Source organism: Propionivibrio limicola, from assembly GCF_009469695.1.
Taxonomy (GTDB): Bacteria; Pseudomonadota; Gammaproteobacteria; order Burkholderiales; family Rhodocyclaceae; genus Propionivibrio; species Propionivibrio limicola.
Genome location: NZ_SSSR01000027.1, coordinates 1 through 23,186 on the forward strand (window position 1 = coordinate 1; position 23,186 = coordinate 23,186).

Sequence of the window (23,186 nt, forward strand, 5' to 3'; positions counted from 1 at the left end):
GCGCTGATCGCGCCGCCTTCCGGTCGGGCCTTCGCCCCTCCCTCTCGGCAACGCGATCAGCGCAAATGAAGTGTCCGGGGTGTGTCAGTTTTGAATCGCTGCCCAACAAAAATCTGTATCAGTTTTGAATCGCCGTTGACATTTGATTCCCATCCGACTGTGCCTGCCCGTATCGCGGCGCTGGCTGGTATGGATATCGGGATAACGCCGGACGTTCTGGATCGAGCGCGCGCCGAAGGAAAGGGCTATGCGGAATCGCAACTTCGTCTGAATGAATCTGCGGAAATGGTGGCCGGGAGTTCTGGCTGGCTGGATAACTCTCCCGCCATGCTGGGCGCGGCTTTGTCCGGAATTCGCCATGGTCTCTGGGTAATGGCCGGATTCCTGATCTTGAACGGCGTGCTGGGTATCCTGCTCGGCGGGGGGATTTCGGCTGATGAAATCAGGAGTTTGTTACTGATATCTTCCTCGATCGGCTTTGCCGTTGCCGGTTATTCTTCGGCCAACCGTTTTGCGGTGGGGCGTAAGCTAACCCTGCTGGTTACGTGTTTTATTTTGTATATCGTATGGATGGTGGTTTCGCTGTTTATTTTTGCGAGCCTTGAACAAGTCCCCCAGGGCCAGGGAAGCGAAATAATCTTGGGTGTATTGGGTGGGTTGATCCTGGTAGCAGTCGGCGGTTTGACGGGGGCGATGATTCAAGCCGCTGTCGTGACGGGGACGGTTCGGCTGATGGGGCGTTTTTCCGGGCGCGGGCAACCTGCAAAGCAACATGCTCAGCCGGAACGAGACACGTACCCGGATCTACTCATTACATCGGTCCCGGAGGCGGCGCATCGAATCCGTTGCCCAAAGTGCGGGGCGGCGATGGCCGACAGCGATAGCATGTGCGTGTGGTGCGGCTACAAAACTGACGGCCATGCGCCACACTGAGGCGCGATTCTCGTGATGAGAATGCGTGGAAACCTCATCCCGGTGGAGAGTCGCCTTCTTCTGAAACGTCGGAGTCCATCGGCGTGCCTTTGCAGAGAATGCATCCGGCAGCCGCCTTATCGACCAGTACGCAGGCGTCACGTCTTGCCGCGCGGGCAATCGGCATGTCGTCTCCGTGGCGCCAGGCGGCGAATGGCTCGGCCTTGCGTTTTCCAGTGACGATGACGAGTTGGTGGCGGCTGGCCCACAGGGTGTCGAAGCCGAGACTGACGCGATCCGGCGGCGGATAGGGCGCGTCGTGAACGGCAACGACGGGGCGGGTGTACTTTTCCGTGTCCGCAAACAGGCTCGCCGTATGCCCGTCTTCGCCGACGCCCAGAATCACCAGGTCGAAAGGCTGTTTGTCGCGGATTGTCCTCGCGTAAGCGGTGGCGGCGTTTTCCGCACCGAGTTCGGCGGGGATCGGGTGAATCTGCTCGTCAGGTATTGCCACATGGTTCAGCCACGCGTCTTGCGCCATCCGGGAGTTGCGTTGTGGATGGTCGGCCGGCAGGCAGCGCTCGTCGCTCCAGAAAATTTCCCACGCGCACCAGTTCTGCGCTGTTTCGGCGAGCCGTTCATATGTGCGTTTGGGCGTGCTGCCTCCGGCCAGAACCAGTCGGAATATTCCGCGTTGGCGAAGGGCCGCTTGCGCCTGTGCTGTAATGAAGCGGCAGGCTTCCGCCGCTACGGTTTCCGAATCGGGAAATACCCGGATATCGTCCGGCGGCATCAGCATTCCCAATCGCGGTCTGCGTTGCAGGTCAGCGTTTGCCGCCACTTTCGGCCCGATTGGCCGAAAAGCCGGTCAGCCTCGACGGGACCCCACGTCCCGGTTGCATAAACGGGCGGCGATGTTCGGTCGTCGGCCCACGCCTGCATCAACGGGTCGATGATGGCCCATGCCGCTTGCACTTCGTCGTAACGCAGGAATAGCGACCGGTTGCCCTGAATGACTTCAAGCAAGAGTTCTTCGTAGGCGTCCGCTTTCCGTTCGCCGAGAGTGACGATCGAAGCGTCCATCGCGATTGGCCGCGTACGCGTTTCCAACCCGTGTACCCGCGCGGAAATTTCCAGCCGCACGATGTCTTCCGGTTGAATACCGATCAGCAGCCAGTTCGGATGCACAGCTGTCGCGTCAGCGTCCCGGAAAAGCTGCATCGGCGGTTCCCGGAAGCGGATGGCCACCATCCAACGTTGTTCCTTGAGGTGTTTGCCGGTGCGCAGATAGAACGGCACATCGCGCCATCGCCAGTTGTCGACGTGCAGTTTTAGCGCGGCATAGGTCTCCGTACGGCTGGCAGCGGCGACGCCTTTCTCTGCGAGATAACCGGCATATTGGGCGCGTACGGCGGATTCGTGTATTTGAGAGAGAGTGAGCGGACGGATCGAGCGCAGCACCTTGACTTTCTCATCGCGCACGGCCTCGGCGTCCAGTGACACCGGTGGCTCCATGGCCAGGAGTGCGAGAACCTGCAACAAGTGGCTCTGGATCATGTCGCGCGTCGCTCCCATTTTGTCGTAATAGCCGGTGCGATTGCCGACGCCAGCGGTTTCGGCGTGGGTGATCTGCACGTGGTCGATGTAGTGACGGTTCCACAACGGTTCCAGAATCATGTTGGCAAAGCGCAGTACCAGCAGGTTCTGGACCGATTGCTTGCCGACGTAATGGTCGATGCGGTAAATCTGCCGTTCCTCAAGGACGCGCCCGAGCCTTTGCTGCAAATCGTTGGCCGATGACAGGTCATGTCCGAAGGGCTTTTCGATCACCATGCGTCGCCAGCCGTTTCGCTCGTTGAGCAGGCCGGCTTGTGCCAGCCCGTTGGTGACTGGCGCATAAAGTTCAGGGCTGACGGCGAGATAAAAAATCAGATTGCAGGCGCATTCGCTCAGGCTGACCCACGCGGTAAGCGTTTGATAGAAGGCCGGATCGTGCAGGTCTCCCGACAGATAGTCGAGGCGCCGGAGAAAATCCTCGAGGTGGTTGTCTTCCGTCGCAGCGCCGGTGAGCAAGGTTCGTACGGAAGTCCGCCAGTCGGCGCGCCCGTAAGGGGTGCGGCCACAGCCGAGAATTTTTACGTTCGTCGCGAGGTATCCGCAACAATGCAACTGGAAGAGGGCCGGTAGCAGTTTGCTGTTGGAAAGGCTGCCGGTTGCCCCGAAAATTACGTAGGCGTGTGACTCAAAGGCACAGGCCATGGTGGTTTCTCCTTTGCGCCATCACCCGTCCTTCGCCGATGTATGCCTCGTTCATTGATCTTTCCAGTGCTCAAGTGGGTAGCGGCGAGCAGAACCAGATCTTGTTGCCTTCGCTGTCGAGGAAAGCGCCGACGTAAAAGCCTTCCTGCGGATAGGCTTGCACCGGGTCACTGATTCTGACGCCGCGCCTGATCAGCTCTTTTTCCGTGCGCAATGCCTGTTCGGTGGCGAAGGTCAGGCGCGGGTTGAGTTGTGCGCTCGGCTGGGCGTACCACCCGCTGCTGACCGGCTTGAGCATCAGGATGACGTTGCCCAGCGAAAAACCAACCCGCCTTTCTCCCTCAAAGGCAGGAGGTAGTTCAAGCGTGTCACGGTAAAAGTGTTCGGCGCGCGCCAAGTCGTCCACCGCCAGCGCGACTACCTTGAGTCGTTGAAAACCGAGAGGGTTCGTCATGTTGACCTCCTGTGCTCAACGGGCGTGGGTGGACAGTGGACGTCGCTCGTCAGCGCCGTTCCCACAGCGTGACTTCGGAAAGCGAGTGCTGGAATTTCCGTTTGGTTTCACGAATCACGAAGGGCGCTGTCGATGGTTCGCGGATGAGGTGGAAGTTCGGGCCGAGAATTTCCTTCAAGCCATCCAGCGTCGTGAAGTTTTCACCATCTTTTTTGAATCCCCCGATCCACTCCTCGCGCTTCGTGAACTCCGGTAGCCACGTGTAAGGCGAAGCGAGCAGCAGCAATCCGCCGGGGTTTAACCGTTCGTGGACGGATTCCAGGAACTTGCGCGGGCTGTACAGGCGGTCGATCAGATTGGCGGCAAAGATCAGGTCGTAGCCCGTAAATATCGGCTTCAGGTTGCAGGCGTCGCCCTGGAAAAATTCGACCTTCTCCGCGACCGCCTCCAGTCCGAATTCGGCGAGGGTTCGTTCGCGGAAGGCGACAAGATCGCCTTCTTCGACGAGCGTGTAGCGCAGCCGCCCCTGTTCGGCGAGCTGGATGCCAAGGCGGATGAAGCTGGTCGAGAAATCGATGCCGGTGACGTGCGCGAAGTGGCTTGCGAGTTCGAATGTGGCGCGTCCTGCGGCGCAGCCAAGATCAAGCGCGGTCTTCGCCGGCCGCTCTCCCATGGCGTCGATAGCCAGTTTCGCCAGCGCGCGTGGGAAGTTCGGCACGCCAAAATACTCGTCGCCATAGTGAAACTCGGCATATTCGGAAACTAATCGATCAGTTTCATAATGCGAAGCGTGCAAGGTCGCCGGCGCTTCGGAGACGACATAACGCAAGCCGGCGTGCTGGAAGAAATGCCGACGAAAGGCGTAGCGCGAAGCCGTGATTGCCTCGTTGCCGCAGGAAATCCACGAGCCGCCCTTGATCAGGTTGTGCCGGTCGTCAAAGGTCGGCGTCGTAAAGTCGTCGTAAATCGGGTGTGTCTGGAAGCCGTCGAACGGATAGGTCGGTGTTTCGGTCCATTGCCAGACGTTGCCGACGACGTCGAAGAACGGCCCGTGCGCGAATTCGGTGATCGGGCAAGACGAGGCGTAATGGTCGAGCTGGATATTCGCGGGGGTGATCCGTTCGTCGGGCAAGCTGTCGGCGCTGGCGAATTGGCAAAGCGCCTGCCATTCATCTTCGGTCGGCAAACGCACGGTCTGGCCGCTGACGCGTGCTTTCCACTCGCAAAAAGCCTTCGCTTCGAGGTAGTTCGTTTCCACCGGCCAGTCCCACGGCATTGGCACTTCTTCGAGCATCAGGCGCAGGCGCCACTGCGAGCCGTCTCTGACCCAGAACGTCGGATGTTCGGCGTGGGCGAATTTTCTCCAGGCGGCGCCTTCCTCCTGCCATAGCGATTCGTCCGCATAGCCGCCGGCTTCGACGAATGCCAGAAATTCCTGGTTGGAGACGAGGTAACGGCTGGCCTGAAAATCGGTGACGGCCGACGTGTGGCGACCGAACTCATTGTCCCAGCCGTAAACGACCGGGGCATCGATTGGGCGGCCCAGATGCACCTCGGTCGCTGGTACGGAAACCAGCTCGTTGGCCGGTGCCGTCGAGGATGCCCGGCACGGCTCCCATGCCGGGTGCGTCCTGACGTATTTCAACGCATGCTGCCGGATAAGAACCGACGAGGTCTCAAGATGGATGCGTTCATGCTCGACGCCCATCAACACAATCCACCACGGGCTCTCCCAGCCGATCGGCAAATGCAGCGGCAGAGTCCTGATTACGTGATCGACCACGGCGCGTGCCGATTCACGGTAGGCACGGACGGCGTCGACACTTGGCCAGTCGTAGCGCGCCTCGCTCAGATCGTCCCAGCTCATCTCATCGACACCGATGGCGAACATCGATTCGAATTTCGGGTTGAGGCGTTTGTCGATTACGCCTGCCAGCAGCAGCTTGTTGATAAAGAAAGTGGCGGTGTGGCCGAAGTAAAAAATCAGTGGGTAGCGTAGCGAAATCGGCTTCCGGTAATAGGCCTCGTCGCACGTCAGCACTTCGAAGAGCTGTTCGTAACGATCAAATGTCGCATGGAAATAGCGAAGGATTTCCGCCCGTTTTTGCTCGCTGTCGCTTCCGGACAGCAAAGGCGATCTTGGAAAGACCGGTCTCGGCATAGAGACTCCAATTTTCAGCAAAACCCCGAACAGCTTGGTCAGGCTGCTTCTTCACCCCGTGTAACAAAATTTCCCGGGGTGAAAGGAAACGAGTGCTGCCCGCGATCGAAGTGCGGGGGCGCCAAGGCAAATCTGTCTGCGCCGATCAGCCACGCAAGCGCGTATCGAACGTATCGATGAGTTCAGCCCAGTCGGCGTTCTCGGCAATCTCTTCCCGAAGAAACTGGGCCTGCGATGCGTTCCAGAACGGTGCATCGGCAAGCGATATCTGGCCGGGAAGCGGGCGATGGGTTGCAATGAAGTTTTCGATGTTCGACTCGTCGTCAGGGAGGCCCAATTGGCGGAATAAATCGCTTAATACGTGAATGGGGGATTCCATGATTGCTCCTTTCAACCGGATTCTGGCGGTTAGCACCTGCGCGCCAGAGATTGCTGGAAATCACGTCTGAAGAGCAGTGTCTTGCGAACGGCCTGAATGCGTCGAACGTGGCTGCTCGACCAGTCGCTGTGTGCAATCGATTTGACCCGTAGCGCTCAGCGTGGTTTCACCATAGCCCGAAGAGGGGCAAAAGTACAATCGGAGTCGGCGGGAAGCCGAGAGAAGAAAATGGCGCTCGAAGACGGGCGGGGCGTCTTGCCGTGGCGGGATGTTGCGCCATGTCAGGGCGACGAGGACCAAGGTGGTGTTTCACCTTGGCCGAATACGCGCTGGTTGCGCTGGTTGTTAGAGGGCAACCGCCGGATTCAATGAGTAAATTCCGATCAGGTTAGCTTGCGCCAGAATGTGGCCCTGCATCGCTTCCCGTGCTTGCGCGCCAGTAAATTTCCCCGACAGTGGGAGGGTGTCCTCGTCGAGCGCGAAAACGGTGAAGATGTACCGGTGAATGATCTCGTCGTTCCATGGCGGGCAGGGACCATCGTAGCCGTAGTAGTCGCCGCGCATGTCGTTGTCGTTGGCAAACCAGCCGGTATAGTCGTTGATGCCCTGCCGTGCGTTGTGCAACGCGGCGGGCCCGGGTTTCCCGCGTGGGGTGACGTCGCTGGAAAATTCGCCGGCTTCAATTTCCGTCTTCGTGGCCGGCAGGTCGATCAGCACCCAGTGGAAGAAGTCAATGCGCGGCAGGGAAGTAGGGACTGTGCGACCTTCCTGATTTACGTCGTCTCCCCGGCTCGGAACGTCCGGGTCGTGGCAGATGATTGCAAAGGATTTGGTGCCGGTGGGGGCGCCGCTCCACGTGAGGTGGGGGTTGGCATTCTTGCCGAGGCAAACGTGGTGTGCTGGATCCTGGATGCAGAATGAAAAGTCACCCGGGATTTTTTGTCCGTCTTGGAAACTGTTGCTGGTCAATTGCATGGGTTGTTCTCCTTCTTGATGAATAGTGCGAACGGACGTTATTCCGCTGCGCGACGCTTGAAGTCGCGCAAACGGAATCCGCTTAGCCATAGTGTAGCGAAATAGCTGGTCGCGCCAACGAGGACGACGCCGGAGAGACGGATCAAACGCTCGGAAAGGTGATAGGCGATCCAATCATCGGCCGGTGGACTGCTTAGCCAGAGCGCGATGCCCATGACGGCAAGGGCCATGACGAGTTTGAAAAGGAAGGGGAACCATCCGGGTTGCGGTTCGTAAATGCCGTGACGCCGAAGGCCGCGATACAGCAGTGTGGCGTTCAGGCACGCCGCCAGACCGATCGCCAAGGCAAGCCCGGCATGCTTGAGCCAGCCGATAAAGGCGAGGTTGAGTGCCTGGGTGGCGAGCAGCGTGATAAGCGCAATCTTGACGGGTGTGCGTATGTTTTGCCGCGCATAGAAGCCCGGGGCCAGCACTTTCACCAGAATCAGTCCGACGAGACCGATGCTGTAAGCGGTAAGGGCGTCGCGGGTTTTGAACACATCCTCAATGCCGAAGGCGCCGTGGTGAAACAGCGTAGCGATCAAAGGAACGGCAATGATCGCCAGAGCGACCGCCGCGGGGGCGGCCAGGAGAAGTGTCAGCCGGAGTCCCCAGTCAAGCAGCTTTGAGTAATCGTCAAATTTCGAACCGGCGTGGTACTTGGCAAGGGAGGGGAGAAGGATGGTCCCCAGCGCAGCACCGAGCATGCCTGCAGGAAATTCCATCAGGCGGTCAGCATAATAAAGCCATGACACGCTGCCGGTTTCGAGAAACGAGGCGAAGATCGTATTGATCAAAAGACTGATTTGCGAAACGGAAACGCCAAGCACTGCGGGGGCCATCAGTTTGAGGATACGGCGCACGCCCTCGTCGCGCCAGTTGAAAGAGAGGCGCGGCAGCATGCCGATGCGGCGCAGGCTGGGCAACTGAAAAGCCAGTTGCAAGGCGCCTCCGAGGAAGACCGCCCAGCCCAGTGCGATGACCGGTTTTTCGAACCACGGTGCGGCAAAAAGCGCCATGATGATGAACGAAACATTCAGAAATGCCGGTGTAAAGGCCGGAATGGCAAATTTGTTCCACGTGTTCAGGATGCCCCCCGAGAGGGCGACCAGCGACATGAACAGGATGTAGGGGAACGTGATGCGGGTCAGATCGACCGTGAGCGCGAATTTTTCGGTGTCGCTGGCAAAGCCGGGGGCAGAAACGTAAACGAGTACCGGTGCTGCCATCATGCCGATCAAGGTGACGGCGAGGAGGATCAAGGATAAAAGTGTAGCGACGTGATCCACGAGTGTTTTCGTTTCAACTTCGCCGCGTCGATTCTTGTATTCGCCAAGGATCGGAACGAACGCTTGCGAAAAAGCACCTTCGGCAAACAAGCGTCGCAATAGATTCGGAAGCCGGAAAGCGACGAAGAAGGCATCTGTCATCATCCCCGCGCCGAAAATTCTGGCAATCACAAAGTCGCGCACAAAACCCAGAATGCGAGAAAGAAAGGTCATGCCGCTGACTGTGGCGAGGGCTTTGAGCAGATTCATGGAAAACCGTATGGTGGGTATGGATGTGAAAGGGCGCTATCTTAGCGATATGGCCAGTTATCGGAAACCGAACCGCGAGGCAGACGGATTGATCGAATTGCCGAAGCATTAAATTGTTGCGATGACCGTCGGGAATCTGTAGAATCTTGCGTTTTCGATTAACCACAGTTTTTTGGGGATCAATTCATGGCCAACAGCGCACAAGCTCGTAAGCGTGCCCGCCAAGCCGTTATGCAACGCGCCCACAACGCAAGCCTGCGCTCCACCCTGCGCACGGCTGTAAAGCGTGTGCAAAAGGCGATTGTCGCTGGCGACAAGGCTGCTGCTCAAAGCATTTATCAGGAATCGGTTTCGGTAATCGATCGTATTGCCGATAAGAAAATCATTCACAAGAACAAGGCGTCGCGTCACAAGAGTCGTCTTTCGGCTCAGATCAAGGCTTTGGCTGTCTGATTTTCCCGCCTTTGTTCTGCAAGAAAAACGGCGCCTGAGGGCGCCGTTTTTATTTTTGCGGACCTCGGGTGTTAGGGTTCGATGTTGTTCCGGCGTGGCTCAGCTTATGTACAAGGTAAGGCTTTTCCCTTAGAATCGACCGCTTGGCTCGATCGGTATGCCATAGGACACGGGCGTGCCGATGGGTATTGAGAGATGTCTATTTACTCCGGCGGCGTGAGCCGCCGTTTCAGTTTATTAGCCTCAGCAAGGGGTTGCTTATGTCTCATGTAATGAATACCTATGCTCGTCTGCCAGTGGCCTTTACCCATGGCAATGGCAGTCGGGTGACCGATACCGAGGGGAAAGAGTATTTGGATGCCCTGTCGGGGATCGCCGTAAATACCCTTGGCCACAACCATCCGGATTTGGTTGCCGCTATTTCGGTGCAAGCCGGTCGTTTGTTGCATACGTCCAATCTCTATGGGATGCCACAGCAGGAGCAGTTGGCCGACAAGTTGTCCGACCTTTCCGGTATGGATGAGGTTTTCTTCTGCAATTCCGGCTGCGAGGCCAATGAGGCGGCGATCAAGTTGGCCCGTTTTTACGGGCACAAGCAAGGTGTTGAGAATCCGGCCATCATCGTTATGGAGCATTCGTTCCATGGGCGGACGTTGGCAACGCTTTCGGCGACTGGTAGCCGCAAGGTCCAAGCGGGCTTCGAGCCGCTGGTTGGCGGCTTTGTTCGCGTTCCGTTTAACGATCTGGAAGCCGTTCGCTCGGTTGCTGATCACAACAAGAACGTCGTTGCCGTGATGCTCGAAATCGTGCAGGGTGAAGGCGGTATCTATGTGGCCGACCTCGAATATCAGCGCGCCCTGCGTCAGCTTTGCGATGAGAACGGCTGGCTGATGATTTGCGACGAGGTTCAGTGTGGCATGGGGCGGACGGGAACGTGGTTCGGCTTCCAGCATGCGGGCATTGTTCCCGATGTGGTGACGATGGCCAAGGGGCTGGCGGGCGGTGTTCCAATCGGTGCATGTCTCACGGCTGGCAAGGCGGCGGGGCTCTTCAAGCCGGGCAACCACGGGTCGACCTTCGGTGGTAATCAGTTGGCGACGACGGCGGCGCTGGCGACGATCGCGGTCGTCGAGCGTGACCGCTTGCTGGCGAATGCGCTCTACATCGGCAAGCTGATCCGCGACGGTCTTGCCGATACCTTGTCAGATGTCAAAGGAATCGTTGAGGTTCGCGGCCACGGATTGATGATTGGTATCGAGTTGACGCGTCCGTGCGGCGAACTCGTCAACAAGGCATTGGACGCCGGACTGTTGATCAATGTGACGGCAGATACGGTTGTGCGTTTGCTTCCGGCGCTTAATTTCACCGCGTCTGACGGTCGCGAACTTGTTGTTCGCCTCGCGGCGCTGATTCGTGATTTTCTTGCTGAATGACAGGTGAGCCTATGACGACCGTCAAGCCCGCTCTCAAACATTTCCTCCAGTTCAAGGATTTTTCACGCGAGGAGTTTGAGTATCTTTTCGAGCGTACGCGCTGGATCAAAGAGCAGTTCAAGTCCTATAAGCAATACTGGCCCTTGGTTGACCGCACACTGGTCATGATTTTCGAAAAGGCAAGTACGCGCACCCGCTTGTCGTTCGAAGCAGGCGTTCAGCAACTTGGCGGTTCCGCTATTTATCTGAATACGCGCGATTCTCAGCTTGGGCGGGGTGAGCCGGTTGAAGATGCGGCTCAGGTCATTTCGCGGATGAGCGATGTGGTGATGATTCGCACGTTCGAACAGGATATCGTCGAGCGTTTTGCGGCGAATTCGCGCGTGCCGGTCATTAACGGGCTGACCAACGAATACCATCCGTGCCAGATCATGGCCGATATCTTTACGTATATCGAACACCGCGGCCCGATCCAAGGCAAGACAGTGGCGTGGATCGGTGATTCGAACAACGTCTGCAATACATGGTTGCAGGCCGCCGAGGTGCTGGATTTCAACGTTCATGTTTCCACGCCTCCCGGGTACGAGGTTGAAGCCGAGCGCGCCGGGCTGTACGGTACCGATCATTTCAAGCAGTTTGCCGATCCGAAGGACGCTGTCAAAGATGCTGACATTGTGACCACGGACGTGTGGACCTCGATGGGCTATGAGGCCGAAAATGAAAAACGGATGCGTGCTTTCGCCAATTGGCGCGTTGATGCTGAAATGATGCGCCAAGCCAAGCCGGAGGCCATCTTCCTGCATTGCTTGCCAGCCCACCGCGGAGAGGAAGTGACCGCCGACGTGATCGACGGCCCGCAGAGCTTCGTCTGGGACGAAGCGGAGAACCGTTTGCATGTGCAAAAGGCGCTGATGGAGTATCTGCTCCTCGGCCGTGTCAGTGTGTAAGAACGTAAGAGCGGAGTTTTCAATGAGCGATATCAAGAAGGTGGTTCTGGCCTATTCGGGTGGCCTGGATACGTCGGTAATTCTCAAGTGGTTGCAGGATGTTTATCAGTGCGAGGTCGTGACCTTTACCGCTGACCTCGGTCAGGGCGAGGAACTGGAGCCGGCGCGTGCCAAGGCAGTGCAACTTGGCATCAAGCCCGAGAACATCTTCATCGATGACTTGCGCGAAGAATTCGTGCGCGACTTCGTTTTCCCGATGTTCCGCGCCAACTCCATCTACGAAGGCGAATATCTGCTGGGCACGTCGATTGCCCGTCCGTTGATCGCCAAGCGCATGATCGAGATCGCCAACTTGACCGGTGCCGATGCGGTATCGCATGGCGCCACCGGCAAGGGGAACGATCAGGTTCGCTTCGAGCTTGGCGCGTACGCGCTCAAGCCGGGCGTCAAGATCATCGCTCCGTGGCGTGAATGGGATCTGCTGTCGCGCGAGAAACTGCTTGCTTACGCCGAGAAGAACGGCATTCCAATCGAGATGAAGCACAAGCAGGGTGGTTCTCCTTATTCGATGGATGCCAACCTTCTGCACATCAGCTATGAAGGTCGTCACCTCGAAGACCCTGCCGCAGAAGCTGAAGAGTCGATGTGGCGGTGGACGGTGTCGCCGGAAGCGGCGCCGGACCAAGCGGAATACCTCGATCTTCAGTTCGAGAAGGGTGATCTCGTTTCCATCAACGGTGAACGGATGCCGGCTCATACACTGCTGGCCAAGCTGAACGAGCTCGGTGGAAAGCATGGCATCGGTCGCCTCGACCTCGTGGAAAACCGCTATGTCGGCATGAAGTCGCGTGGTTGCTATGAAACGCCGGGCGGCACGATCCTCCTGCGGGCGCACCGGGCGATCGAATCGATCACGCTCGACCGCGAAGTGGCGCATCTCAAGGATGACTTGATGCCGCGCTACGCCAGCCTGATCTACAACGGCTATTGGTGGAGCCCCGAGCGGCGTGCGCTCCAGGTCCTGATCGACCATACACAGGCTTCCGTGAATGGCTGGGTGCGTATCAAGCTGTACAAGGGCAACGTGATCGTGACCGGGCGCGATTCGAAGACCGATTCGTTGTTCGATTCGACGATTGCCACGTTCGAGGACGATGCCGGCGCTTACGATCAGAAGGATGCGGGCGGCTTTATCAAGCTCAATGCCTTGCGCATGCGCATTGCCGCCAACCTCGCCAGCCGCAAGAGCTAAGCTGTTTTTCCGGTGTCAGGGGCCGCACTCGCGGCCCCTGACTATTTTTCGAATTTGTTTGTGATGGCCCTCTCGCGGTGAGTGTCATCGTTCGCTGAGTGCGGAGAAATAAATGTCCCAATTCGATAATGTAAGCGTCGTAAAGCGGGCTAATGTCTATTTCGACGGCAAGTGTGTCAGTCATACGGTTGTCTTTGCTGACGGCAGCAAAAAGACGCTCGGCGTCATCCTGCCCGCGTCGCTGACCTTCAATACCGGCGCCCCCGAAATCATGGAGGGCGTTGGCGGTTCCTGCCGCGTTCGTCTGAAAGGCGAAGACCCGTGGAAGAACTACGGTCCCGGTGAATCGTTCAATGTGCCGGGCAATTCGTCGTTTGAAATTGCGTGCGACGAGCCGTACCACTACGTTTGCCATTTCGGTTGATTTGCCGCGAACGTTGCCGGATTTGTCTTTTATTCATCAGGGTTCATGAGTCATGCCTTCTTTTGATTTTTCCTCCGAAGCCGACATGGTCGCGCTGAAAAACGCGATTGACATTACGAGTCGCCAGATCGACGCACGTTACGATTTCAAGGGAACCTCGGCGAAGATCGAACTCAACGAAAAAGACAAAGTCATCACCTTGTTCGGTGATTCGGATTTTCAGCTCGACCAGATCAAGGACATTCTTTTTCCGGCCATGGAAAAGAAGGAAAAGGAAAGCGTCAAGCGGCTTGATGTGAGCGAAGTGCAGAAAATCTCCGGCAACAAGGTCAAGCAGGAACTGAAAATCAAGATTGGCATCGAGTCTGAATTGGCCAAAAAGATTGTCAAATTGGTCAAGGATTCGAAGCTCAAGGTCCAGGCTTCGATTCAGGGGGACACGGTGCGCGTCACGGGCGCCAAGCGCGACGAACTACAGGCATGCATTGCCACCGTGACGAAGGCGATTACCGATTTTCCGATCAAGTATGGCAATTTCAGGGATTGACCGCCCGAAATTGATTAGGGGGAACGGCGGAAGCCGTTTCCACGAGTTGTTTGCCTGACGTGTGGCGTTTCTTTTCATCCAGGTTTTATTGCGTACCGGTGTTCTTAAGGCACAGCGCTGTTCACCGTTTTTGAGTTCTGATGCCAATGTCGTCTAAAGTCGTTGAACATGTCGAGCAATGCGGAAGTAACGGAGGGGCGGTGATAGGAGCCTTGTCCTGGTTGGAAGAACTGCGGCGCGTTTCGGTTGCCGTTAGTCACAAGACGTCGCGGCCGACGGCGGGGCGCAATCAGCTTTTTTATTTCCTTCATTGGTCGGCCGAGGAAAATGCCTTCGGCGTCACGGTCCGGCGCGGCCGTGATCCGGAAAATGCCGAGGAATGGTGGGCGCTCGACCGAGTGTTCGATAAACCGCCTGCTTACGTTACCGAAGAGGATCTGGATATCCTGCGCCTGCTGTGGGCAGACCGTTCGCACGGTGTCGGCCTGCGCGCTTTCGGCTTGAGTCCGCAGGGAGGCGGCGCGATATTGCTGGCGATGGCGAACTCCGGCCGACTGTGTGCGGCGAGCGATCTTTCTCCGCTGTTGTTGGCTGAGAAACGCAGCGCAGAACTCAAGTGGCGCCCGGATGCGCGCGGTCATCAACAGCCTTTCTTCTCTGTCGTGCCGGAGGCGGGCTTGGTCATTCCGGTTCAGCCTCCCTGGTATGTCGATCTGGATGAGGGGGTGATCGGTGCGCTTGATGTTGGTGGCGACCCCGAAGCCCTCGCCGTTCTTGAGGGATGGTCTGAAAAACCGGTCCTTGTCCCTGCGGATATGTCGACTGAAGCAGGTCGGGTTGAAACGCGGCTCGTGCCGGTTGTACGGTTGCAGACGTTGGAAATCCATGGGCACCGGGGTTGGCGTGATTACATCGATGATGAGTCTTGCGTGGCTTTTGACGTGGCTCTGCCCGTCTTTCGCTATCAGGACATCGAAATCGTGCCCGGCGATGAGCGGGCGTGCTTTACGTTGCCGGATGGCGAGGTGGTGCGTGTCTCCCGGCAAACCGAACGCGAACGGGTGCTCTTGGAGGGCCTGCTCGTCGCCGGCCTGGAGAAGATTCCTGCGGATCGCCTCTACACTTTCGGAAGTCCACCGGCCAGCGCGTATGGCCTGGCGAACGAGTCGGCTTGGGCGGCGTTCATGCAGAACGGCGTGGCTGCACTCAGGTCGGCCGGATGGGAAATTCAGTTTGACGACGATTTTCGTCACCATGCGCTGGATATTGACGCGTGGGATGCCGAACTGTTTGCCACCAACGATGGCTGGTTCGATCTCGATATGGGCATCATCGTTGAAGGTGAGCGCCTGCTTCTGGCTCCGCTGCTGGCGACGCTGTTCCGGCAGGATTCGCGCTGGCTCGACTCGGTCGAACTTCGCCGCATCCCCGATGATGAAACAATCGAACTCCGGTCCGCGGCCAACAAACGCATTCGCGCCTCGGCAGGTCGACTCAAACCCTTGGCGTTGACGCTGATCGACCTGTTCGAGGGCTTTGACGGGCGTCGCATGTTGCGCGTGTCGCGCTTCGACGCGCAGCGCTTGAACGAACTGAACGACACTCGGCGCTGGCAGTTCCGCGGCCAATCCGACGTTCTGGCGCTCGCCGAGCGTTTGCATGCGGCCCAGGGAATCAAGGATGTCGAAATTCCGTCCGGACTGGGGCTTGATCTGCGGCCCTACCAGCGGGAAGGCGTCGCGTGGCTGCAATTCTTGCGCGCCCAAGGCTTGGCCGGCATCTTGGCGGACGACATGGGGCTTGGCAAGACGGCGCAGGCGCTAGCGCATCTGCTGATCGAAAAGCAGTCGGGGCGGATGGATCGACCGACACTGATCATTCTGCCGACATCGCTGATTTTCAACTGGAGAAACGAGGCTGCACGTTTCGCACCGGAGTTGAAGGTCCTGTCACTGCACGGCCCCGAACGGAAAAATTTCTACGCCGATATCCCGCAGTACGATGTCGTACTGACGACTTATTCACTGCTTTGGCGCGACGCCGAGGAGTTGCTGCAGCATTCGTATCACTTGCTGATTCTTGACGAAGCGCAAACCGTCAAGAATGCACGGAGCCGCGGGGCGGAGGTGATTCGCAAGGTCGACTGCCGTCACCGCCTGTGTCTGACCGGAACCCCGCTGGAGAATCACCTTGGCGAGTTGTGGAGCCAGTTTGATTTTCTTTTGCCCGGCTTTCTTGGCGGCAAGAATTCTTTCACGAAGTATTGGCGGACGCCGATCGAGAAGCAGGGCGACGATGAGCGCCGGGGTCTGCTCGCGCGCCGGATTCGCCCCTTTGTGCTTCGCCGGAAGAAGGAAGAAGTGGCGCTGGAATTGCCCCCCAAAACGGTAATTATCAGAAAGGTTGAACTCGCCGGGGCGCAGCGCGACTTGTATGAAACGGTTCGCGCGGCGATGGACGTGATGGTCCGTGACGAGATTGCGAGCAAGGGATTCGGGCGGAGCCAGATCGTCATTCTCGATGCGTTGCTCAAACTGCGCCAGGTGTGTTGCGATCCGCGGCTGGTCAAGTCGCTGGCCGCGCAGCGCGTCAAGGAGCGAGCCAAACTCGATCTGCTGATGACGATGGTGCCCGAGCAGGTGGAGGAGGGGCGGCGGATCCTGATTTTTTCCCAGTTCACCAGCATGCTGGCCCTGATCGAAGGCGAGCTGAAACGGGCTGGACTCGACTATGTCACCTTGAGCGGCGATACGATCGACCGCGAAACGCCGGTGCGGCGCTTCCAGGCAGGCGAGGTGCCGATCTTCCTGATCAGCCTCAAGGCGGGGGGCGTTGGCCTGAACCTGACGGCGGCCGACACGGTGATTCATTACGACCCGTGGTGGAATCCTGCCGTCGAAAATCAGGCCACCGACCGCGCGCACCGGCTCGGGCAGAACAAACCGGTTTTCGTCTACAAACTGATTGTGGCCGGGAGTATCGAGGAAAAGATTCTTTCCCTCCAGGAACGGAAGGCCGCACTGGCGGATGGCATCCTGTCCGAGGAGCGGAGTACCGCGTTGAAATTTGGTGAAGACGATATTGCCAGCCTGTTCGAGCCTCTTCCGTTGTAAGGTCCTTGCCCGGTGCGGTGCGCTCGGGGATAATGCTTAATTTTTGTGCTTTCCTTCTCCCACGATCGGTACGCGACGCCCCTTATAAGGTCCATGCATCCCCGACCGCCCGAGATATTTTTTAGGATCGGATAATGACCAAGAATCACTCGTCACTCGCCATTGACCCCTATTACGAAGGCGTTCCCACGTACATGACCGAAGTGTACGACTGGGCGTATGTTGATCCGAAGTGGGTGCGCGCGCTTGATCGCAACATCGTTGTGCGCATCCTGCTGTTCCTGAACGACCAGCGCCTGATGCGCGCCTACCTGAACGAGATCAAGCCGGGAATGCGCGTCTGGCAGGTGGCCCACGTGTATGGCGATCTCGTTCAGCGCGTGGCCGAGAAAGTGGGATCGAAGGGCGTTTTCCATCTGACCGACGTGACGCCGGTGCAGCTTGAGCATGGCAGCCGCAAGTTGGCGGACATGAAGTGGGCCAAAGTGATTCGCGGCGATGCCGCCAGTTTTGCTGGCGAGGTCAAGGAAGGGTACGACCTGATCTGCAGCTTCTTCTTGCTGCACGAGGTTCCGGAAGAAAAGAAATACGAAATCGTCGACAACATTCTGAACCGTCTGCCGAAAGGCGGAAAAGTGGTGTTCGTCGATTACCACAATCCGAAAAAGTGGCAGCCGATCCGCTACATCCTCAAGCTCGTCAATCGTTATCTTGAGCCGTTCGCCGAAGCGCTATGGAAAAACGAGATCAAGCACTATGCAAAGAACGCCGATGCGTTTACGTGGCGCAAGCAGACCTTCTTCGCGGGCGTGTACCAGTGCGTGGTGGTTGAGCACAAGAAGTAGTCAATACCGAAGGAACCGGGTAGCGATGCTGCCTGAACCACAAAAACGCGGCTAACCAGGCCGCGTTTTTATTGGGTGTCTTCTATCTCTTTGTGTCGGCCAGCCCTTTGATCCATTGCCCGTAGAGCTGGTCGGCAACCCGGCGCATCGCCGGCAGGCGGTCGGTGGTTTCTGACTGCATCTCGTCGGGTGTCTGCACAGAAGGGGGAAGGGAAGCGAGTCCGCGCGTTTCGTTGTTCCAACCGTTGCACCAGGTGGAAATCATCTCCGGCGTCATTTCGACGTGACATTGCATGCCAAGGTGAGGTCCGATGACGAACATCTGGTTGGCGCAATGCTTGCCGGAAAGAATGCGGCTGGCTCCCGGCGGAATGGTGAATGTTTCGCCATGCCACTGGAAAACGGTTGCGATTCCAGCGGGCGCGATGTTGTCGCCAAGCCAGTGCTGTGCCACTTCGTTGTTTTCGACAGTCGCCGTTCCCCAGCCAAGTTCCTTGACCGGGTTTTTCGTTACCTGGCCGCCGAGTGCCTTGCTGATCAACTGTCCGCCGAGACAGTGGCCGAGCACCGGGATGTTCGCGGCGATGGCCTGCCGAATCAGCGCGCACATCTCGTCAATCCACGGCAAGGGATCATTGACGCTGATTGTTCCTCCCATCAGGCACAGGCCGGAGAACTCATCGGCGCAGGCGGGGACGGATTCTCCCTGATCAATAGCGATCAATTTCCAGGGAATCGAGTGCTTTTCGAGGAATGTGGCAAAATAGCCCGGGCCTTCGGTCCGGGTGTGTCTGAAAATGACAACGGGTTTCATTGTGGTTGGCTCAGTAAGGGTGTATCAGGTACTCACGTCTTGAGTTCGGGGAAAAAATGAATAGTGTCGTCAGGAACCAGAAGCAACGCAGCGCTAGTTTGTCTGCATGCTGGCTGGCTGATTTTACGCGTCGCCTCGTGCTCTGCGTATGTTTGTTCCTGCCGGGGCTGGCGCCGGCTGTTGATGTTGGTCTGGCCGGTCTTTTCCCCGGCAAGGCGTTGCTGACGATCAACGGTGGAGCGCCGAGGATTGTTCCGCTTGGAAACAAGACCGAGGAGGGCGTGAAAGTTGTTTCGATTGAGGGGGAAACGGCGACGCTGGAGGTGGAAGGTAAAAGGCGCCTTCTGCGGGTGGGGCAAAATGTGGCCGCGCAAGCGTCGGGTGGTGGTCCGCAAACGGTTGTTCTCACCGCCGATGGACAGGGCCATTTTCTGACGACCGGTAACATCAACGGATCGACGATCCGGTTCGTTGTTGATACCGGTGCGTCGATGATCTCGATCGGTGCCGGCGATGCGCGCCGGATCGGCCTGAATCCAGCCAAGGGCGAGATCGGTTATTCTCAGACCGCCAATGGTTTGACGCAGGTATCCCGTGTCAAACTCGATACGGTCAGGGTTGGGGAAGTCGTAATGCACAATGTTGACGCGCTTGTGCATCAGCAGGACATGCCTTTTGTATTGCTCGGCATGAGTTTTCTGAATCGTATGGAAATGCAACGCACTGGTGACACCATGACGTTGAAAAAACGCTATTAGGAGAATAAATACATGCCTCATCGTGACCAGGAAATTGCCATGTTGCGTCGTGAACTCGAGATTCTCATGAGTGAGCGCCAAACATTGCTGCGAGTTGCCGGCGCCAGTGCCGCGCTGATTGCCAGTCTGGATAGCCGGCGGTTGCCGGTTGGTGCGGTCGAGTCGGCCGATCTGGTGGCGACGTCGATCAATACGTTGTCGGAAGAAACGTTGCAGGATGCCCTTGGGGCCGTGCGTGCCGAGATCGAAAAAGAAACCTCCGACAGTTAAGAAAAGGAGCTGCGGCTGCTGTCTGGATGAGGCGAGGGCGTTGTGAAGACTGAGCTAAAGATCGGAGAGGGGACGATTGACCTTGAACGTCTGCGGTCGGTCTTGCATCCTTCGCCTGTTCGGCACGCCTTTGTTCAGGAAGACGGCGTCGGTGACGGAGAACTGATTTCCGCGTCGGTTCTGTTCCCGATCGTGTTGCGCGAGGAGCAGCCGTCGGTTCTCTTTACCCAGCGTACCCCGCATCTGAAGCATCATCCTGGACAGATCAGTTTTCCTGGGGGGCGTGTCGAACCAGAAGATACCTCCCCGGCGCATACCGCTTTGCGCGAGGCGAACGAAGAAATCGGTCTGGCACCCCAGCACGTGGAGGTCGTCGGTTATCTGCCCGAATACCGTACCGGTACCGGGTATCGGGTGACGCCCGTCGTGGCCTTGGTGACGCCTCCCTTCGAATTGCGTCGGGATCCGCATGAGGTCGCGGAAATCTTCGAGGTGCCGTTGGCTTTCTTGCTTGATCCGGCGAATATCGAGCGACACTCCAGCGTCCTGGGTGGCCGGTTGCGCAACTACTTCGCCATGCGGTTTGGCGATTACTTCATCTGGGGGGTGACGGCGGGCATCATCGTTACGCTGGCGCGGGCGATGGCCGACCGGAGTGTGGTATCTTGACTGAAGCGCTCGTCGCGGCGCTTGGCGGGCCATTGGGGGCGGAGTGGCTAAAGTATCAAGTAGCTGCCGCGGAAAGTTGATTGTTGCCCGAATCATCGTTACAACGATAAAACGCAAGCGAATTCGCTATGGGTCTTTTTTCCTTGATTGCCGTTCTGCTGCTTGAGCAGATGAGGCCTTTGTCATATCGACAGGTCGTGTACGGGCCACTCTCATCGCTGGCTCATTTTCTGGAAGGGCGCTTCAATGCTGGCGGCCGCGATCATGGTTTGATTGCCTGGGTGCTGGGTGTCGGGGGGCTTGTCGTGATGGCGGGGGGCGTTTATTGGGCGCTGCTGGCGATCAATCCCGTTCTTGCGTGGGCGTGGAATGTGGCATTGCTCTATGTCACCATGGGGTTCCGGCAGTTCAGCCATTCCTACACCGCCATCCAGTTTGCCTTGCGCATGGATGATCTGGCGGAAGCACGTAGACTACTTGCAGAGTGGCGCGGACGTTCTGCAGACGGGCTGTCGTCATCAGAAATCGCGCGGCTGGCGATCGAGGAAGCGCTGGCGGCTTCGCACCGCCATGTATTCGGCGTGTTGGTCTGTTTCGTCCTGTTGCCCGGCCCATGCGGCGCGGTGCTTTATCGGGCGGCGGCTTTCTTTGCCGAGGCGTGGGGAAACCGCATTGATGCAGATATCGGGGCGTTCGGTCGCTTTGCGCGACAGGCGTTTGCCGTCATCGACTGGCTACCGGCTCGCCTGACGGCGTTCGGTTTCGCGATTGTCGGCGACTTCGAGGATGCCATCCATTGCTGGCGGACGCAGGCCGACAAATGGGCGGACAGTCCGCTCGGCGGCGGCATTGGCGTCGTGCTGGCGAGCGGGGCCGGGGCGCTTGGCGTGCGTCTTGGCATGCCGGTGGTCGAAGCCGGTGAAATAGCGGACCGGGCAACCATCGGCGTTGGCGACGAGGCCGATGCGGATTTCATGCAAAGTGCCGTCGGACTCGTCTGGCGCGCCTTGTTGCTTTGGCTCCTGTTGCTGCTGCTGCTCGGGTTGGCGACGCTGATCGGGTAGTCCCTGCGCGAACGGCATCCGAGCTTTTTGCGCCGCCTCAGTAAATCAGGACTTGCCGGTGTATGGCTTCCCAGGCTGATTCGTCAGCCTGCGCAAGTGCATCCAGGTCGGCTGGCGCTGCTTCCAGATCGTCGACCCACTCGCGCAGCAGCGGGCTGCCGTTGATGAGGTCGATGGCCAGTCGGTCGTGCTCATATTCGTAAGGGAAATCGCGCCACAGCGGATAGTCCGGATAAAGGCGGCGGATTGCTTTGAAGGCCAGACTCTGCAAACGCCACGGACGGAATTCATGATGGTGATAGCCGCCATCCTCGACATGAATTTGCACGCCGTTGCACAAGGTCCCGGCGTGTTTGTGGAAGGTCGGCTCGAACCAGCAGTCGCGCAGGCGGCAGCCCATGAGCCAGTGCGGCGCGAGTGCCTGCATTTCGGCGATGATCCGGCGGGCGTCGATATCCGGGGCGCCGAACAGTTCGAGTGGCCGCGTCGTGCCGCGCCCTTCGGAAAGCGTCGTCCCTTCGAGCATCACGGTGCCGGCGTAGCAACGCGCCATCGACAGGTTGGGCGCGTTCGGACTTGGATTGATCCAGGTGCGTTCGCCAAGCGGCCAGCCGTAACCGGGGCTAGTTTCGGGCTGCCAGCCGCGCATGGCGATGATTTCGCACTCGACGTCGAGCTTGTATTCGGCGATGAACCAGCGCGCCAGTTCCCCCATCGTCAGCCCGTGCCGCATCGGCAGCGGGCCGGCGCCGACAAAACTTTCCCAACCCGCGCGTAGCGTCAGTCCTTCGATCGGTCGGCCAGCCGGGTTCGGCCGATCGAGTATCCAGACCGATTTACCGTGCTGCGCTGCGGCCTCCAGCATGTAGAGGAGCGTGGTGATGAAGGTGTAGATGCGGCAGCCGAGATCCTGCAGGTCGATCAGCAGGACGTCGAAGGTGCCCATCATCTCTGCCGTTGGTCGGCGCACCGTGCCGTAGAGGCTGAACACCGGGATGCCGTGTCGCGGATCGAGGAAATCCGGCGATTCGACCATGTTGTCCTGCTTGTCGCCGCGCAACCCGTGCTGTGGGCCAAAGGCCGCCGTCAGTTTGAGGTCGGGCAAGGCGGCGAGTGCGTCGAGCGCGTGTGTCAGGTCGGCCGTGACCGAAGCGGGGTGAGCGAGCAGGGCGATGCGCTTGCCGGCAAGTGGTTTCCGCAGGCTTGGGTCGGCAAGCAGGCGGTCGAGGCCGAACTGAATGGTCATGGCGTGATTTGGCGAGGGATTAAAGGGATGGGAGTTCGAGGACGAAGGCATCGCGGTGATGAAAGTCCGGCTTTGCAGATGGGTGATGAAGCGCCCAGTAGCTCAGCTGGCCATCATTCGTATCGTGCGTCTCGATGACGGCCGAAAGGCCGATTTGCCACAGTTTTCCATCCGGGTTGGCCGGGAGCGCGCCGTACGGGAGACACACTTCCAGCTCAAACCGGTCGGGCAATAGCCGCGTCGTGGTCTCTAACGGATCAAAGTCGGGCGAAGTATCGGCGTGTTGCCGGTAGTCCGAGAACGCGTAGGCGGCCCACTGTCCGGAAGGGGAAAAATTGAATTCGCGATAGGCGCGTTCACCCCTCAATCCAATGAAAGCTTCAAAGCAGGTGTGTTCCCAGAGTCCGTCGGAGCGTGATGGCAACTGTTGCTGCGGAATGCGAAGACGCGTCGCGTCGCCCCAAAGCGTGTAGCCAAGCGTGAGGCCGTTCCCGGTTTTCTGCGATAGTCGGACTTCGATGGCCCGCACGGTTGGGGCGGGTGTGGCGATGTGACAGAAAAGCGGCTGGGTGATGTGTTCGTCGGGCATGGGGCGAATTTTAGCCGCTTCATGCCCCGCCGATAAAGTGAAACG

The 23,186-nt window shown here is 58.3% G+C and carries 23 protein-coding genes; 13 read left to right on the forward strand and 10 right to left on the reverse strand.

Annotated features, from left to right (window positions below; all coding sequences use genetic code 11):
• Positions 1-81 precede the first annotated feature (81 nt).
• Positions 82-933 carry a zinc ribbon domain-containing protein gene (locus tag GH659_RS13895; protein ID WP_153112042.1) on the forward strand — a complete coding sequence of 284 codons (852 nt, stop codon included), beginning with the start codon at positions 82-84 and terminating at the stop codon, positions 931-933.
• Positions 934-967: 34 nt separating this feature from the next.
• Here GH659_RS13895 and pgl read toward each other — a convergent pair whose 3' ends face one another.
• The 7 genes from pgl to murJ form a co-directional block, all read right to left on the reverse strand.
• The gene (pgl, locus tag GH659_RS13900) at positions 968-1,705 is read right to left on the reverse strand and encodes a 6-phosphogluconolactonase (protein ID WP_153112043.1); all 738 of its coding nucleotides are present in this window, start codon (positions 1,703-1,705) and stop codon (positions 968-970) included.
• Positions 1,705-3,171, reverse strand: a complete 1,467-nt coding sequence (zwf, locus tag GH659_RS13905) for a glucose-6-phosphate dehydrogenase (RefSeq protein WP_153112044.1) — start codon at positions 3,169-3,171, stop codon at positions 1,705-1,707. The genes pgl and zwf overlap by 1 nt, the downstream gene beginning before the upstream one ends.
• Positions 3,172-3,241: 70 nt before the next feature.
• Positions 3,242-3,625, reverse strand: a complete 384-nt coding sequence (locus GH659_RS13910; protein WP_153112045.1) for a VOC family protein — start codon at positions 3,623-3,625, stop codon at positions 3,242-3,244.
• 49 nt (positions 3,626-3,674) lie between these two features.
• Positions 3,675-5,756, reverse strand: coding sequence for a 5-histidylcysteine sulfoxide synthase (gene ovoA, locus GH659_RS13915; protein ID WP_246167870.1), 2,082 nt, complete (start codon positions 5,754-5,756; stop codon positions 3,675-3,677).
• Positions 5,757-5,931: 175 nt separating this feature from the next.
• Positions 5,932-6,165 carry a DUF2789 domain-containing protein gene (locus GH659_RS13920; protein WP_153112047.1) on the reverse strand — a complete coding sequence of 78 codons (234 nt, stop codon included), beginning with the start codon at positions 6,163-6,165 and terminating at the stop codon, positions 5,932-5,934.
• 345 nt (positions 6,166-6,510) lie between these two features.
• Positions 6,511-7,140 carry a YbhB/YbcL family Raf kinase inhibitor-like protein gene (locus tag GH659_RS13925; protein WP_153112048.1) on the reverse strand — a complete coding sequence of 210 codons (630 nt, stop codon included), beginning with the start codon at positions 7,138-7,140 and terminating at the stop codon, positions 6,511-6,513.
• A 38-nt stretch (positions 7,141-7,178) separates the two neighbouring features.
• Positions 7,179-8,717 carry a murein biosynthesis integral membrane protein MurJ gene (gene murJ / locus GH659_RS13930; RefSeq protein ID WP_153112049.1) on the reverse strand — a complete coding sequence of 513 codons (1,539 nt, stop codon included), beginning with the start codon at positions 8,715-8,717 and terminating at the stop codon, positions 7,179-7,181.
• A 186-nt stretch (positions 8,718-8,903) separates the two neighbouring features.
• Between murJ and rpsT the strand changes: the two genes are divergently transcribed.
• The 8 genes from rpsT to rquA all read left to right on the forward strand — a co-directional run bounded on the left by rpsT (position 8,904) and on the right by rquA (position 17,731).
• Complete coding sequence (rpsT, locus tag GH659_RS13935) at positions 8,904-9,170, forward strand: 30S ribosomal protein S20 (RefSeq protein WP_153112050.1); 267 nt, start codon at positions 8,904-8,906, stop codon at positions 9,168-9,170.
• Between the two features lie 260 nt (positions 9,171-9,430).
• Positions 9,431-10,603: an aspartate aminotransferase family protein gene (locus tag GH659_RS13940; RefSeq protein ID WP_153112051.1), complete on the forward strand. Its 1,173-nt coding sequence runs from the start codon at positions 9,431-9,433 to the stop codon at positions 10,601-10,603.
• A gap of 11 nt (positions 10,604-10,614) precedes the next feature.
• Entirely contained in the window at positions 10,615-11,550 is a 936-nt protein-coding gene (gene argF, locus GH659_RS13945; protein ID WP_153112052.1) for an ornithine carbamoyltransferase, read from the forward strand.
• Positions 11,551-11,572: 22 nt separating this feature from the next.
• Positions 11,573-12,802 carry an argininosuccinate synthase gene (locus GH659_RS13950; protein ID WP_153112053.1) on the forward strand — a complete coding sequence of 410 codons (1,230 nt, stop codon included), beginning with the start codon at positions 11,573-11,575 and terminating at the stop codon, positions 12,800-12,802.
• 112 nt (positions 12,803-12,914) lie between these two features.
• Complete coding sequence (gene ppnP / locus GH659_RS13955) at positions 12,915-13,226, forward strand: pyrimidine/purine nucleoside phosphorylase (protein WP_153112054.1); 312 nt, start codon at positions 12,915-12,917, stop codon at positions 13,224-13,226.
• 52 nt (positions 13,227-13,278) lie between these two features.
• Positions 13,279-13,773, forward strand: coding sequence for a YajQ family cyclic di-GMP-binding protein (locus GH659_RS13960; RefSeq protein WP_153112055.1), 495 nt, complete (start codon positions 13,279-13,281; stop codon positions 13,771-13,773).
• A gap of 200 nt (positions 13,774-13,973) precedes the next feature.
• Positions 13,974-16,886 (forward strand): DEAD/DEAH box helicase, encoded by a 2,913-nt coding sequence (locus tag GH659_RS13965; protein WP_246167872.1) that lies wholly within the window; start codon positions 13,974-13,976, stop codon positions 16,884-16,886.
• A gap of 134 nt (positions 16,887-17,020) precedes the next feature.
• Positions 17,021-17,731, forward strand: a complete 711-nt coding sequence (gene rquA, locus GH659_RS13970) for a rhodoquinone biosynthesis methyltransferase RquA (RefSeq protein WP_153112056.1) — start codon at positions 17,021-17,023, stop codon at positions 17,729-17,731.
• Between the two features lie 82 nt (positions 17,732-17,813).
• Here the strand turns inward: rquA and GH659_RS13975 are convergent, their stop codons facing one another.
• Positions 17,814-18,545, reverse strand: a complete 732-nt coding sequence (locus tag GH659_RS13975) for a type 1 glutamine amidotransferase (protein WP_153112057.1) — start codon at positions 18,543-18,545, stop codon at positions 17,814-17,816.
• Positions 18,546-18,697: 152 nt separating this feature from the next.
• On the opposite strand from GH659_RS13975, the gene GH659_RS13980 reads away from it, so the two are divergent.
• From GH659_RS13980 to GH659_RS13995, 4 genes are all read left to right on the forward strand, one after another.
• The gene (locus GH659_RS13980) at positions 18,698-19,303 is read left to right on the forward strand and encodes a retropepsin-like aspartic protease family protein (RefSeq protein WP_246167874.1); all 606 of its coding nucleotides are present in this window, start codon (positions 18,698-18,700) and stop codon (positions 19,301-19,303) included.
• A 12-nt stretch (positions 19,304-19,315) separates the two neighbouring features.
• Complete coding sequence (locus GH659_RS13985; RefSeq protein ID WP_153112059.1) at positions 19,316-19,573, forward strand: hypothetical protein; 258 nt, start codon at positions 19,316-19,318, stop codon at positions 19,571-19,573.
• A gap of 42 nt (positions 19,574-19,615) precedes the next feature.
• Entirely contained in the window at positions 19,616-20,242 is a 627-nt protein-coding gene (locus GH659_RS13990; RefSeq protein ID WP_246167875.1) for a CoA pyrophosphatase, read from the forward strand.
• 128 nt (positions 20,243-20,370) lie between these two features.
• Entirely contained in the window at positions 20,371-21,306 is a 936-nt protein-coding gene (locus GH659_RS13995; RefSeq protein ID WP_153112060.1) for a CobD/CbiB family protein, read from the forward strand.
• A 37-nt stretch (positions 21,307-21,343) separates the two neighbouring features.
• Here the strand turns inward: GH659_RS13995 and GH659_RS14000 are convergent, their stop codons facing one another.
• Positions 21,344-22,552: an exo-beta-N-acetylmuramidase NamZ family protein gene (locus GH659_RS14000; RefSeq protein ID WP_153112061.1), complete on the reverse strand. Its 1,209-nt coding sequence runs from the start codon at positions 22,550-22,552 to the stop codon at positions 21,344-21,346.
• A gap of 19 nt (positions 22,553-22,571) precedes the next feature.
• Positions 22,572-23,141: a DOMON-like domain-containing protein gene (locus GH659_RS14005; RefSeq protein ID WP_153112062.1), complete on the reverse strand. Its 570-nt coding sequence runs from the start codon at positions 23,139-23,141 to the stop codon at positions 22,572-22,574.
• Positions 23,142-23,186 lie beyond the last annotated feature (45 nt).

Coding starts and splice junctions, on each gene's coding strand:
- pgl (WP_153112043.1), bottom strand. CDS start 1,705: ATGCCGCCGGACGATATCCGGGTATTTCCCGATTCGGAAACCGTAGCG.
- zwf (WP_153112044.1), bottom strand. CDS start 3,171: ATGGCCTGTGCCTTTGAGTCACACGCCTACGTAATTTTCGGGGCAACC.
- GH659_RS13910 (WP_153112045.1), bottom strand. CDS start 3,625: ATGACGAACCCTCTCGGTTTTCAACGACTCAAGGTAGTCGCGCTGGCG.
- GH659_RS13920 (WP_153112047.1), bottom strand. CDS start 6,165: ATGGAATCCCCCATTCACGTATTAAGCGATTTATTCCGCCAATTGGGC.
- GH659_RS13925 (WP_153112048.1), bottom strand. CDS start 7,140: ATGCAATTGACCAGCAACAGTTTCCAAGACGGACAAAAAATCCCGGGT.
- murJ (WP_153112049.1), bottom strand. CDS start 8,717: ATGAATCTGCTCAAAGCCCTCGCCACAGTCAGCGGCATGACCTTTCTT.
- rpsT (WP_153112050.1), top strand. CDS start 8,904: ATGGCCAACAGCGCACAAGCTCGTAAGCGTGCCCGCCAAGCCGTTATG.
- GH659_RS13940 (WP_153112051.1), top strand. CDS start 9,431: ATGTCTCATGTAATGAATACCTATGCTCGTCTGCCAGTGGCCTTTACC.
- argF (WP_153112052.1), top strand. CDS start 10,615: ATGACGACCGTCAAGCCCGCTCTCAAACATTTCCTCCAGTTCAAGGAT.
- GH659_RS13950 (WP_153112053.1), top strand. CDS start 11,573: ATGAGCGATATCAAGAAGGTGGTTCTGGCCTATTCGGGTGGCCTGGAT.
- ppnP (WP_153112054.1), top strand. CDS start 12,915: ATGTCCCAATTCGATAATGTAAGCGTCGTAAAGCGGGCTAATGTCTAT.
- GH659_RS13960 (WP_153112055.1), top strand. CDS start 13,279: ATGCCTTCTTTTGATTTTTCCTCCGAAGCCGACATGGTCGCGCTGAAA.
- rquA (WP_153112056.1), top strand. CDS start 17,021: ATGACCAAGAATCACTCGTCACTCGCCATTGACCCCTATTACGAAGGC.
- GH659_RS13975 (WP_153112057.1), bottom strand. CDS start 18,545: ATGAAACCCGTTGTCATTTTCAGACACACCCGGACCGAAGGCCCGGGC.
- GH659_RS13985 (WP_153112059.1), top strand. CDS start 19,316: ATGCCTCATCGTGACCAGGAAATTGCCATGTTGCGTCGTGAACTCGAG.
- GH659_RS13995 (WP_153112060.1), top strand. CDS start 20,371: ATGGGTCTTTTTTCCTTGATTGCCGTTCTGCTGCTTGAGCAGATGAGG.
- GH659_RS14000 (WP_153112061.1), bottom strand. CDS start 22,552: ATGACCATTCAGTTCGGCCTCGACCGCCTGCTTGCCGACCCAAGCCTG.
- GH659_RS14005 (WP_153112062.1), bottom strand. CDS start 23,141: ATGCCCGACGAACACATCACCCAGCCGCTTTTCTGTCACATCGCCACA.